9 protein-coding genes are annotated in these 13,401 nt (G+C 47.3%); 5 read left to right on the top strand and 4 right to left on the bottom strand.

Going from position 1 to position 13,401, the window contains the following annotated elements:
- The first annotated feature begins 258 nt into the window (after positions 1-258).
- Genes xdhA through guaD form a run of 4 tightly spaced genes read left to right on the top strand, consistent with a single transcriptional unit; the run spans position 259 to position 6,343 of the window.
- The gene (gene xdhA / locus LRP49_RS01040; protein WP_274139574.1) at positions 259-1,713 is read left to right on the top strand and encodes a xanthine dehydrogenase small subunit; all 1,455 of its coding nucleotides are present in this window, start codon (positions 259-261) and stop codon (positions 1,711-1,713) included.
- Positions 1,703-4,090: a xanthine dehydrogenase molybdopterin binding subunit gene (gene xdhB, locus LRP49_RS01045; RefSeq protein WP_274139575.1), complete on the top strand. Its 2,388-nt coding sequence runs from the start codon at positions 1,703-1,705 to the stop codon at positions 4,088-4,090. The genes xdhA and xdhB overlap by 11 nt, the downstream gene beginning before the upstream one ends.
- 29 nt (positions 4,091-4,119) lie before the next feature.
- Positions 4,120-5,019 (top strand): xanthine dehydrogenase accessory protein XdhC, encoded by a 900-nt coding sequence (gene xdhC, locus LRP49_RS01050; protein WP_274139576.1) that lies wholly within the window; start codon positions 4,120-4,122, stop codon positions 5,017-5,019.
- Between the two features lie 4 nt (positions 5,020-5,023).
- A complete protein-coding gene (guaD, locus tag LRP49_RS01055; RefSeq protein WP_274139577.1) occupies positions 5,024-6,343 on the top strand; it encodes a guanine deaminase in 1,320 nt (439 codons plus the stop codon).
- A 24-nt stretch (positions 6,344-6,367) separates the two neighbouring features.
- Here the strand turns inward: guaD and LRP49_RS01060 are convergent, their stop codons facing one another.
- The 4 genes from LRP49_RS01060 to LRP49_RS01075 form a co-directional block, all read right to left on the bottom strand.
- On the bottom strand, positions 6,368-6,628 hold the full coding sequence (locus tag LRP49_RS01060; protein WP_274139578.1) for a hypothetical protein: 261 nt from the start codon (positions 6,626-6,628) through the stop codon (positions 6,368-6,370).
- Positions 6,629-6,940: 312 nt separating this feature from the next.
- Entirely contained in the window at positions 6,941-10,165 is a 3,225-nt protein-coding gene (locus LRP49_RS01065; RefSeq protein WP_274139579.1) for a glycosyl hydrolase, read from the bottom strand.
- A gap of 200 nt (positions 10,166-10,365) precedes the next feature.
- Positions 10,366-11,175 carry an alpha/beta fold hydrolase gene (locus tag LRP49_RS01070; protein WP_274139580.1) on the bottom strand — a complete coding sequence of 270 codons (810 nt, stop codon included), beginning with the start codon at positions 11,173-11,175 and terminating at the stop codon, positions 10,366-10,368.
- 81 nt (positions 11,176-11,256) lie between these two features.
- On the bottom strand, positions 11,257-12,579 hold the full coding sequence (locus LRP49_RS01075; RefSeq protein WP_274139581.1) for a DEAD/DEAH box helicase: 1,323 nt from the start codon (positions 12,577-12,579) through the stop codon (positions 11,257-11,259).
- A 233-nt stretch (positions 12,580-12,812) separates the two neighbouring features.
- Here LRP49_RS01075 and LRP49_RS01080 point away from each other — a divergent pair, with 233 nt between their 5' ends.
- Positions 12,813-13,334 carry an NUDIX hydrolase gene (locus tag LRP49_RS01080; protein ID WP_274139583.1) on the top strand — a complete coding sequence of 174 codons (522 nt, stop codon included), beginning with the start codon at positions 12,813-12,815 and terminating at the stop codon, positions 13,332-13,334.
- Positions 13,335-13,401 lie beyond the last annotated feature (67 nt).

A 13,401-nucleotide genomic window follows, 5' to 3' on the forward strand; every position in this document is an offset into this window, starting at 1 on the left:
CTAAACGCCAATATTCCCCAAACATTTCCTCACAACCCCATACCAATAGTGAGAATCATCAACGATCAACCTCACAGATTGTATACAATTTCCACATCATATATTGGTAAATGAAACACGAAAAAACACATTAGCTATTGTTTTAATTGAACTTTGACATGTTACGCTCGTGTTATCATGATGTTTTCATAAAGTTGACCAAGCGGTCAGAAATGACTAATTTGTAATCAGTGGATACGAAGACGTCATGGAGGCCGTGTGATCCGTTTTCTCTTAAATCAGAACTTACAGGAAGAGACCAATGTCTCTCCTAACCTTACCGTACTGAACTACCTCCGCGAACACGTGCGCAAAACAGGCACCAAAGAAGGATGTGGCTCTGGCGATTGTGGTGCCTGTACGGTGGTATTGGGCGAAGTGGTCGATGGTAAGCTTGAATACCGCAGTGTGAACTCTTGCCTGACGTTTGTGTCAGCCCTTCACGGTAAACAACTCATTACCGTTGAAGATTTACGCACCAAAAATGCGCTGCATCCAGTCCAGCAAGCGGTCGTCGACTTTCATGGTAGCCAGTGTGGTTTCTGCACGCCGGGATTCATCATGTCGATGTTTGCCCTGTCTAAAAACCACCCTAATGCAGACAAAGAAGAGACCTATGAAGCGTTGGCCGGCAACCTCTGTCGCTGCACAGGTTATCGTCCCATTGTCGAAGCTGCGCTGTCATTAAGTCAGGAAACACCGATCCGCGACCAATTTGCAGAATACGAAAGCGACATCATCGCGAAACTCAATGCAATCGGTAAACCTGATCTTGAGTATCATGCCGATGGTAAAACGGCGTTCACGCCAACCAATAGCGATGAGCTTGCACAAACCTTATTGGCGCACCCAAACGCAAAACTGCTCGCGGGTGGTACGGACCTAGCACTTGAAGTGACGCAATTTCATCGTGATATCGAAAAGCTGATTTATCTCGGCCGTGTTGATGATATCAAAACCGTCAATGAAACCGACTCGCACATCGATATTGGCGCAAACGTGCCATTTACCGATGTCTATCGTGCGCTCGAACCCCACTACCCTGATTTCGGAGCCTTGTTACAACGTTTTGCGTCGCTGCAAATTCGGAATCAAGGCACGATTGGCGGCAATATCGCTAACGCTTCACCCATCGGTGATGGCCCTCCACTTCTTATCGCACTGGGAGCAAGTATTGTCTTACGCCGTGGTGATACCGCGCGTGAAATTCAGCTCGAAGATTTCTTTAAAGGCTATAAAGTCACCGAACTACAACCTTCAGAGTTTGTGCAAACTATTCGGGTGCCAAAGCCTCAGCCCGATCAAACGTTCAAGGCATACAAGATTTCAAAACGTTTTGATGATGACATTTCCGCTGTATGTGGTGCGTTCCGCTTAACGTTCGATGGTGACATCATCTCAGACGCACGTATTGCATTTGGGGGGATGGCAGCCATTCCCGCGCGAGCCAGCCACTGTGAGCAAGCTTTAGTAGGTCAACGGCTTACATCAGCAACCATTCAATCTGCGATGACGGCGCTAGGGAACGATTTCTCGCCTATCTCTGATTTCCGCGCCTCAAAAGAATACCGTGCAGAAACTGCAGCCAACTTACTCTACCGCCTGTTCACAGAATTGAACTACGCAGCAGATGGAAAAACGATTGAAACGAGGGTGATTCATTATGTCCCGTAAAACAACGCCAAGCATGACAATGGAAGAAATGACCGCACAAGCTAAAGCGGGGTTGGCAACCGGGGTTGGCAAGTCCGTTAAACACGAAAGTGCTGAAAAACAGGTTAGTGGTGAAGCCCTCTATATTGACGATCGCGGCGAGTTTCCGAATCAACTTCATGTCTATGCACTCATGAGCCCTCATGCTCATGCCACGATCACTAAATTAGACGTGTCGCCTTGCTATAACATGCCTGGTGTTCGTACTGTCATCACTGCGAATGATGTGCCGGGTGAACTCGATATTGGCCCAATTTTACCGGGCGACCCTATGCTTGCCGATGGCAAAGTGGTCTATGTAGGTCAACCTGTTATTGCTGTTGCCGCAGATAGCCTTGATAACGCCCGCAAAGGTGCTGAAGCCGCGATTATTGAATATCAAGAACTGCCGGCCGCGTTAGATGTAGAAGAGGCGTTAGCACAAGAGCTGTTCGTGACAGACAGCCACACGCAAAAACGTGGCGATTCCGCCAGCGCGATTGCTCAATCTGCGCATGTTCTAGAAGGCTCGCTGCATGTGGGTGGACAAGAGCACTTCTATTTGGAAACACAGGTATCCAGTGTTGTTCCTACGGAAGATGGCGGCGTCATTGTTTACTGCTCGACCCAAAACCCAACGGAAGTACAGAAGCTCGTTTCGTCCGTGTTGGGTGTACCCATGCACAAGGTGCTTATCGACATGCGCCGCATGGGTGGTGGGTTTGGGGGGAAAGAAACACAAGCAGCGGCACCCGCTTGTATCGCCGCAGTGATCGCCATCCAAACCGGACAACCGGTTAAATTCCGCCTGCCACGTCGTGAAGATATGATGATGACAGGAAAACGCCACCCGTTCTTCAACCAATACAAAGTAGGATTTGACGATAACGGCGTCATTCAAGGCATTGAGATTGTAGTTTCGGGTAATGCGGGCCACTCACCTGATCTCTCTCGTTCCATTGTCGATCGCGCCATGTTCCATTCTGACAATGCGTATTACCTTAACAATGCCACTGTGACAGGACATTGCGTAAAAACCAATACGGCATCCAATACTGCGTATCGTGGGTTTGGTGGCCCTCAAGGGATGATGACCATTGAGCATGTCATGGACACCATTGCCGGCCACCTCAATAAAGACCCACTCGAAGTACGTAAAGCCAATTACTATGGCAACGCAGGCGAAGGCAGAGACGAAACCCACTACTTCCAAAAAGTCGAAGATAACTTCATTCATGAAATGACGGCTGACTTGGAAATGTCTTGCGACTACCAAGCACGCCGCAATGCGATTTCAAAATTCAATGCCACAAGCCAGATCCTTAAAAAAGGGATTTCGATTACGCCTGTGAAGTTTGGCATCTCGTTTACGGCCACTTTCCTCAACCAAGCTGGCGCACTTGTTACTGTGTATACAGACGGCAGCATTAGCCTTAACCATGGCGGCACAGAAATGGGCCAAGGTCTCAACACCAAGGTGGCGCAGATTGTCGCAGAAACCTTTAACGTGGACGTTGATACGATTCAAGTGACTGCCACCAACACCGAAAAAGTGCCAAACACGTCACCAACGGCCGCTTCATCCGGTACGGATCTTAATGGTAAAGCAGCACAGAACGCTGCGTTGATCATTAAAGAGCGAATGGTCGACTTTGCGTCTTCGCATTTTGATGTATCACCTAATGATGTGATCTTTAGCAATGGCATTGTTTCCATTGGCGAAAAAGAGACCCTCACTTTTGCGGATTTCTGCGAGCTTTGCTGGTTCAACCAAATCTCGTTAGCAGCATCGGGTTTCTATCGCACACCGAAGATCTTTTACGATCACGCAACTGCTCGTGGCCGCCCTTTCTATTACTTTGCCTACGGTGTCTCCTGCTCAGAAGTGATTGTTGATACGCTCACCGGCGAATACAAAGTACTGCGAGTAGACATACTTCACGACGTCGGCGCGTCTCTCAATCCTGCTATTGATATTGGTCAGGTGGAAGGTGGATTCATACAAGGCATGGGCTGGTTGACGACAGAAGAGCTGGTTTGGAACGACAAAGGTCAGCTCATGACATCGGGCCCTGCGAGTTACAAGATCCCTGCAGTGGCAGACACCCCCGAGATTTTTAATACCCGCTTGGTAGAAAACCGCGCCAACCCAGAAGACACTGTGTTCCACTCAAAAGCAGTCGGTGAACCGCCATTCATGTTGGCAATATCAGTATGGAGTGCGCTCCGCGATGCCATTGTGAGTGTTGCCGACGAGGGTGAAATTCCGCACTTGCCAGCACCAGCAACGCCTGAGCAGGTCTACAACGCCATTAAACAAGTACGTAAAGGTAAGTCTTCTGTGCCGTTTGCACTATAAACGGCACACCAGAACCATGGAGATCAGTCATGTTTAAAGACAATTGGATCCAGGCCCTGGCGGAATTTGAAGCCAATGGCACACCCTGTGTCATGGTCACCGTGCTGGAGGATAAAGGCTCAGTGCCTCGCGGCGCGGGAACCAAAATGCTCGTCACTGACAACGACATCGTTGCGACTATTGGTGGTGGGCACCTCGAACACGTTGCCATGAAAACCGCACAGGACATGTTGGCCCAAGGCGAGCACGAGATGAAAGTTGAACGCTTTAACCTCGGCGCGAGATTAGGACAATGCTGTGGGGGTGTCGTTACGCTAAGTTTCGAGCCCATTGGGCAACAGCGCCATGTCCTTGCCCTCTTTGGCGCAGGCCACGTCGCGAAAGCGTTGGTACATATTCTGGCAACGTTACCGTTTAAGGTCATTTGGATAGATGAACGAGACGATCAATTTCCCGTCCATATACCCGACAACGTCGAAATGCGCGTGTGTGATGACCCCGTGGGTGAAGTGTCTACGCTACCAGCGAACAGCATGTATCTGGTGTTAACCCATAACCACCAGCTCGACTTTGATCTCTCTCGTGCCATTCTCAAACGCGGGGACAGCCGTTACTTTGGGTTAATTGGTTCTTTGTCTAAAAGGAAGCGTTTTGACTATCGCTTAAAAGAGCGAGGTTTTAACGATGACGACATCAATACCATGATCTGTCCTATCGGCATTGAGGAAGTCAAAGGAAAGCACCCTGCTGAAATTGCCGTTTCTGTCGCCGGAGAACTCATTGCTTGCTATCAAGGCGAACAGATTCTCGACAAACGCGAACACGCTACAAATGGAGCCGAGGCACAGAAACAACCCGAAAAGCTCACTATCCTGAATAGAGAGCCTGAAGAAAACGATAAAAATAACAAAGAGAGAATAAGGGCATAAAGGAATGAAAGACCCAAAAGCTCATCCGGCGAAAGCCTTTCGCGCTGCCATATTGCATAGCATTGCAAACCCTACTGATGTTGGGTTGGAAAACTCATACCAATATTTTGAAGACGGTATTTTGCTGATCGCAGATGGACATGTCGTGAAAGTCGGAAACGCAAAAGAGATACTACCCACACTCGACGACAGCGTCGTTGTGACCGAACTGGAAAACAAGCTCATTACCCCAGGATTTATTGATACCCATATTCATTACCCACAGACAGGGATGATTGCAGCCTATGGCGAACAGCTTCTGGATTGGTTAAACAACTACACGTTTCCGGAAGAAAAACGCTTTGCGGATAAAGACTATGCCCGCGAGGTTGCCGTGCAATTCTTGGACGAGCTCGCGCGAAATGGCACCACTACGGCGTTGGTTTTCGGTACCGTGCATAAAGAATCCGTTGACGTATTCTTTCAAGAGTCAGAGAAGCGTAACCTCCGCATGATTGCGGGCAAAGTATTAATGGACCGAAATGCCCCAGACGATCTGACAGACACGCCGGAATCGGGTTACGAAGACAGCAAAGCCCTTATTGAAAAATGGCACAATAAAGGTCGCCTCCACTACGCGGTAACACCACGTTTCGCACCGACCAGTACCTCTGAGCAATTACGCTTAGCAGGAAAACTGCTGGAAGAGTACCCCGACGTTTACATGCATACGCACCTTTCCGAAAACGAAAAGGAAATCGAGTGGGTACAGGCACTATTTCCCGAGAGCAAAAACTATTTGGATGTGTACGATCAACACGGTTTGCTTTCCAGCCGCTCTGTGTTTGCCCACGGTGTTCACCTTTGTGAAGGCGAATGTAGCCGACTCTCTGAAACTGACTCTGCCATCGCATTTTGTCCAACATCTAACCTTTTCTTAGGCTCAGGCTTATTTCCACTTTCTGATATGGAAGCAAAAGGGATCAAAGTGGGCATGGGAACAGATGTAGGTGCAGGCACCAGTTTTTCGTTGCTACAAACAATGAGTGAAGCCTATAAAGTAATGCAGCTCCAAGGCGATAAACTTCATCCGTTTAAATCGCTCTACCAAGCGACATTGGGTGGCGCGAAGGCACTGTCTCTCGACAATGTGATAGGGAATTTCGAATCAGGAAAAGAAGCAGACTTTGTTGTCTTGGATCTCAATGCAACACAACTGATGAGATTTAGAATGGAGCACGCGAAGTCGTTAGAGGACAAACTCTTTGTCCTGATGACGATTGGCGATGACAGAACCATCGCCAATACCTATTCATACGGCGAGTGCGTCTACGAAAGACATTGATAGAGACGGTGTTTCGCGGGTGTTTTACCCGCGAAATATCGTTTGCCAAGCAACAACTTGCGGTATATTCGCTAACGCATTGATCATCGGATATTCGACATCAATATCGCCATACCTTTGTTTGTATAGCTCATACGCTTCGGCGACCGTTTTAGCCTCAACCATATCGCCACTAATTTCAAAGCCCTGTTCTAGCAGTTGAAACTTTTCTGCGTAGAAATCAACACCGTCGAAATCTACATGGATGGCAACCTTGTTTTTGAGAAAGAATAGATAGCGACTCATAGTAAGCACTCCACTTGAAAAGAAACAAAAAGTTGTATGGAAAGCACTCTACGTTACGCTGCTCTAGCCGACGGCATTACCGCCCAACCCGTTTGTAGAAGAAACCGATTTATAGCTGACGATACACTGCGAATTTTTCGTCTTTATTCCTGCTCAACATATTAATAACACTAACATACTGGTGCTTTCAGATTGTTGAGCCATCCCATAAATTCAAACTCGGTCGCATCTTCAAAAGTCAAAATGTGACGCCGTCACCTATAAAGAAGCATTGCGGGAGCCACATTGCTCACAGGCTCCCCGCTTGCGTGATCATTTCACCAACGTTCCAAAGCTATTCGGTTCAACCATCAATGTTGTGCCATCACTGAAACGTATGGTTTTCACTTCACTTTCATAGTTGTAGACGAGATAAGACATTGTATTGCCTTTTTTAAACGCAACCGCCGCTGGATAGTCTGCAGTCAGTTCTCCAGTCCCTGTTTCTAGGTGGCCCAGTTGCTGCCAATTGTAAATCCAATGGAATGTGTGCACTTTTGATTCACCTTCCTCTGGAATATAGTTTGAGCCAAGGGTTTCATAGTCTGCAATTGATGCATCGGCATCCGTCATCGCCCACAGATTCCACCATATGTCACGCCATTGTCCATCGACCAATCCTGATGGCTTTTGGTTCCTCGACTCGGTCAATCCTAGTTCTACATAGTCGGCCATATAATCAGCATGCAGACCAACATGGAAGACGAGCGGGTTCAACGGTAAGCCTTGTATTCCCAGAATATGCGCGTACGCGCCACTGAACCACGTAGAGAAAGACGCGCCCTGTCCCCAAATTATTGATGTCGTAATTTGGTTATAGTTGTCAGGAAAGTTATCGTAGCTGTCACCACGATTAGGATAAGAAGGCGATCTATTACGATAACCGTCTAGGTTATTCCAATACTCCCAATATGTCGCAGCAGAAGAAGAATGAAGATAAATACCTTTATTGACCAATTCTTCATCACCAACGATCAGTCCATAAAGTACGATTGCGCCATAAGCATTTGCCGCTTCTGACGTCGATTCATTGTTGTTACCAAGAACAAAATTGGCAGAGCCTGACGCCCAAGAAAAGCCATTTGCTGGGTCGAAATTACGCAAGTACGGGAACATGTCATCGCCTTTACTGGCGGCGTAATCGCGAATCAGCAAATCGACCATTGGACCGTATTGGCTTTCGCTGCACCACGATTTATCGGTGCGACAAATTTCTGCTGCTGCACGAACAAAATAACCGTAATGAAAATGGTGATCGTTTAGCTGCTGGTGAGCACCAAAAGATTCCTCAACCCCTAATAACGTTGTCCACGTTTGGTCATAGACAAAGTACTTAACGGTATCCAGATCTCCGGATGTATTGGCGGTAAACCAATCTTCCAATTCCGCCTTTAACCAGCCAGTAAGAGTATTGGCTTCATTGTTCATGCCGATAGAGCGCGCGATGGCGATGACTTCAGCAGCTTTGCCATAGCTTTTACCTGACCAATAAGTGTCGGTATAAGGATTCCACGCAGATTGGCCGCCATTCATATACTCCATCACCAGTGAACGAAGCGTATTCATGTCTAAATCTGCAACGTTTGGCAAAGAAGGCAAAACGCCGACGAAGGGTAAAGTGTACGTAAAGGCGTTTGTTTGAGAGAACTTGGTCGTCCCTCGTGTGCTTCTCACACTGTATTGCGTTGTCGGCTCGTGACTATTTTTCCAATGCAATGGCTGTAAGCCTGCAATCGTTTCTATCGATGCGCCATTTGCGTCTAGGTATGTATGCGCCACGGTCACTTCATTGTTTTCACGATTTACCGAATACGAAATGTCTACGTCCCTGACAACCTGTCGCGCAAAACCTTCGAAATAGGAAGACATCGCACCGCTTGGTGTACCCGAAGATGGCAACAGAGCCACCGTGATTTCTTTTGAACTGTTGCTGACAGTAATAAGGCTTCCCCCAATGTTACTAAATTCGGTATTACCTTCACCTACGATTAAGAAACTGTTTCTGTTACCTGCCACATCTGTCCAAACACCCAAGGCTTGAGCTGTTTGATAGAAGGTTCCCTTTTGAAAGCCATCCGTACTGGTCGTTTTAATCTGAAAATCGCCGTCATACGATTTGAAATACGCATAAGGTGAACCATGAACAAAGGTGGCTTCCATTACTGGCGTCGATCCTGAACGCCACTCAACCGTCATTGCACCATCACTGTGATCTTTTAGGTACCCTTGCATATCATTGTGTTTACTGTTCGCAATCGCGATGCCGTCAAACACTTCGTTGAAGGGATCCGGAACGACATATTGGAACAAGTTGCCTTGTCCTTGCAGCGCGTTGGGAATGCCCATGATTCGCGCTCCTCGCTCGGAGATCCTCGCTGTGATGGGATCAGGCGTGATATAGCCTGCGTTATTCGGATCGCCAATTCGCATTTCACCGAGAAAGGACACAGACCCCCACCATTTGTGTGTGGCAATGGGCTCGTGTGCTATCTCAGGCACGACTTGAGGATAACGTTTTTTTGGCGTCCCGATGTTATCGCAAGAAGGTACACCGGGTTCAACAACACCTGCATTTGATACCCAAAAACCATGATCAACTGTGCACCGGTAACCATTGGGATTAAACGTGTTTGCGACGTTTCCAGCCCCGTAGGCAGTCACGTCGGTCTCGACAGGGACATCAACAATTAGCAGATCGGCAATCTCTATTGTGCCATCACCGGGGAACATCAGGCCAACCCATGTCAGATCAGCAAATCCAGGAAACGGCACTTCCATTTCGTGCCATCCGTTGCCCAATGACGTGGAGGTTCCGAGAGAATAGGCCACTTTTGATTCAGGGGTATTAACCCCTTGAATCGACACTTCTACCTGTGTAGCAAAGTCAGATTTATATTTGAAACGCAGTAAGTCAAAACCACGCGTATCAATCGCATTAGCGTCTTCATTGCCCCACGCAGCAACGGCGTAAGGCCCCCAATAATAGCCACTGGAGACACGAATACTTTTCGCATATTGGCTCCCAGCAGGGTTCCATATTGCGGTTGCCTGCGAATCCCACGGGCTACCCTTGTGTTCGAATTCATAGGAAGGTTCAAATTCGGAGTGAAACAGATACCTTTTGTCACTGGTGTCAACAGGCCCGGGAGTCTCAGTCTTGCTCAAGGGAATAGTAAGGTTCTGATTTTCGCCGTTGATTGATATTTGACGCTGCACACTGTCGTAATCTGACTTCGAAACGGCAACAGTGTGCTGACCCGCAGCCAAAGAAAACTGAACAGAGCCTTCGTTATCCGTCGACTTTGACTTGCCATTTATCGTTACCGTCGCCGATGACAGCAAAGATGAGGTGACACTGTCACTCACAGAGACAGTAAGTGTCGACGTTGATGAGGGAACACTGCCAGCTGGCGTTTCATCGCCACCCCCTCCTCCGCCACACGCTGATAAAAGAAGAGAAATAAACACAAACAGCAAAAATTGAATATTGTTCTTCAAAACCAATGTCCTTTTGGCATGATAACGAAAAAGAAAGCGCTTTCTTTTTGGGAGTATAAGGATTGCCAAAGCCTTAACAATCGACGATTGAATAAAGCGAAAACGATCGTTCGTTACTTCTCAACAACAAGACATTTCTGAGGAAGATCGGAGGAGTTTCAGCAAAAATGCCGCTGAAATTGGCGGCATTTGTTTAGAAGTTAGATGAGGGTCTGTTTCGATAAAAACGAGCTTAATGCACGCGTCACCATGTCGGCTTGCTCTACATTGCTCATATGGCCTGCATTCGGAATAAGAACATATTCACTACCATCAATACCATCGTGCATCAACATAGATTCTAATGGAGAACGGATTTTGTCTTCAGTGCCAGCAAGGATCAGCGTCGGAAGTGTCAGCAACTCGGCATCATCGAAGGTGTCTCGTCGCTCAAAGACAATTCTGCCGACCTTAGCGATATCTTGTGCTCGATCCCCATCCAGACGACCCAACACTTGACGGAAATCATCAACACACTCCGTCTCTGCATTGACGGAAAAGAACAGATTCGCAAACGCGTCGATAACGTCAACAGGCACATGTTGAGCAGATACAATCGTATCTAACATCCCAAAATACTTAGCTTTGGTAACTTCTGGCTCATACCCTAAGAATGCATTCAGCATCACAAGTGTTTTCACGCGTGTTGGTGCTTTTAACGCAATTTCCGCACCCCACACACCGCCAACGGAATGCCCAACCACACCAAAGGTTTCAATATCCAAATGGTCCATCAATGCCAGCATGTCATCGGCATAGTCGACCAATGTTTTCGTTTCGTCTGGCATTGGCGCAGATTGACCATGCGCCCAAAAATCTGGAACGATACAGCGGTAGTGCTGACTCAAGACGTCAATCTGCGATGCCCACACTGCGCTATTCAATAAGAAACCGTGACCAAAGAGCAGTGCAGGACCACTACCTATATCCAGATACGCCATATTATTTCCATGGCGAGTAAACATCTTCATCGTGTTCCCTGTCGATTAATTTTCACTAGTTGAACATAAAAAAAGCGCCATTAGCTGGCGCTCTTTCTTCATACCGTTAGCTTACTCTGCTTCAGGTTTCTTTTTCTTAACCATGAACACATCTTCGCCCACAGAAACCGTTTTATAGAAGCTCTTATCACGCTGTTTAGGCGCGGCTTTCTTCGCGGTTGGCTTCTTGGTGCTTTTCGTTTGCGTTGGTTTCTTCTTAAAGGTTTTCTTGTGTTTTGGTACCAAACCTTTGAATTTACCGGCCAAGCCTTCAAATGTCGCAAAGTTCATGGTTTTGTCCAAGAACCCTTCAATGCTCTTGAAGCTGTTCCAATCTTTTGGCCCCACAAACGAGATAGCAATACCTTTATTACCTGCACGGCCAGTACGACCAATGCGGTGAACGTATTCTTCAGCGTGTTTTGGCATATCAAAGTTCACTACGTGGGATACGTTTGAAATATCCAAGCCACGAGATGCAACATCTGTCGTTACTAGCACTTTGTGCAAGCCACGTTCGAATTCGTTCATAATACGGTTACGTGATGTTTGGTTCATGTCACCGCTTAGTGCTACCGCTTTAATACCGCGCTCAACAAACAATTTCGCTAGGCGATCAGTATCTGCACGCGTTGCAGTGAACACCATCATTTGTTGGTATTGCTCTTCTTCCATTACGCGATCAAGCAGAGCTTGTTTGTGGTCAAGGTGATCACATAGGTATAAGCGTTGTTCGATATCTTTATGTTCTTCATTCACGTAACCAATTGCTACACGCTTTGGTTCGTTCAACATGTCAGCGGCGATCTCGTTCACTTGTTTGTGATCAAGTGTCGCTGAGAACATCAATGTTTGACGACGACGGTGCCCTGCTGCTGCATTGATTGCTTTCAACTGAGGCGCAAAACCTAAGTCCAGCATGCGGTCAGCTTCATCAAGGATCAGCATTTCCAAACCCTCAAGGCTCAGATGGCGATGCTCTAGGTGGTCAGCCAATCGTCCCGGTGTTGCAACAACAAACATCGGATCTTTACGAAACTCTTTCGCTTGGTCGTTAAAGTTTTCACCACCAAGAATCAACACACCTTTGTACGATGTGCCTGCCAACAGTTTCTTCAACTCGCCATAAACTTGCTTTGCCAATTCACGGGTAGGCGCAAGGATGACAACACGAGGGTCGCGTCTGCTGAACGCTTTAGCGCGCATAACACGCTGAAGTGCAGGCAGCAAAAACGCCAGTGTTTTACCTGAACCAGTTTTAGACGAAGCGAGCAGATCTTTTCCGGCCGAAATAACTGGAATGGCTGCCGCCTGAACGTCGGTAGGAGCGTCAAAACCCCAGTGTTCCATTGTTTTTATCAGGCGCTTGTCTAAACCCAGATCTTCAAATTGCAAAGGTAATACTCCAAAATCATTCTTTATACAGGGAGTTACTGAGTCTACTTTTACCCATCAACCCATGGCGACTCCCGTGGAAATTCGGCGCGAATACTACCATATTTCTGCAATTTCTCGCAGTTTTTATTGTGTTTGATCACACTTTTGTGGACGTTAATCCGCCAAATCTCGGTAATTTTCTCTGTTACGCGTAGCTTATCAAACGATTGAAACCATAAAGAGCACGACAAATGGCCAAAACAACAATCCTTCAACGCTGGAAACGCTTTACGCTTGAAGAAAAAATCCACACCTTACCCAACGGTGTAGAGACCTCGCATATTACCCTGTCTCACCCTGGCGCGGTTTTAATCCTCCCCGTCGCGAACGATGGGAAGCTAGTGTTACTCCGTCAGTATCGCCCTTCTATTGAATCATGGATTTACGAATTTCCTGCCGGCACACTCGAAAGCAATGAAGACCGTTTGGCCTGTGCAAAAAGAGAGTTAGCCGAAGAAGCCAAACTCGCGGCATCTGAATGGCACAACCTTGGTGAGAGTCTTCCAGCGCCAGGCTTTTGCAATGAATCTCAATACCTCTTTTTGGCCAAAAACCTGTCACTCGCAGAGGCTGATATGGATGAGGATGAAGTCATTGAAGTCGTGCACTTTTCCGTGGAAGAGGTGAAGCAAATGATCGTGACCAATGAGATTAAAGACAGCAAAACGATTGTTGCCTTTTGCCGCGCACAATTGATGGGGTTGATCACATAGCCCGGACGTAACAAGGCGTTTACATTGACATCCGACCAGTTGGCGAATTAGGGTGATTATTGCTGGA

It is taken from the genome of Enterovibrio qingdaonensis, from assembly GCF_028683135.1.
GTDB lineage: Bacteria > Pseudomonadota > Gammaproteobacteria > Enterobacterales > Vibrionaceae > Enterovibrio > Enterovibrio qingdaonensis.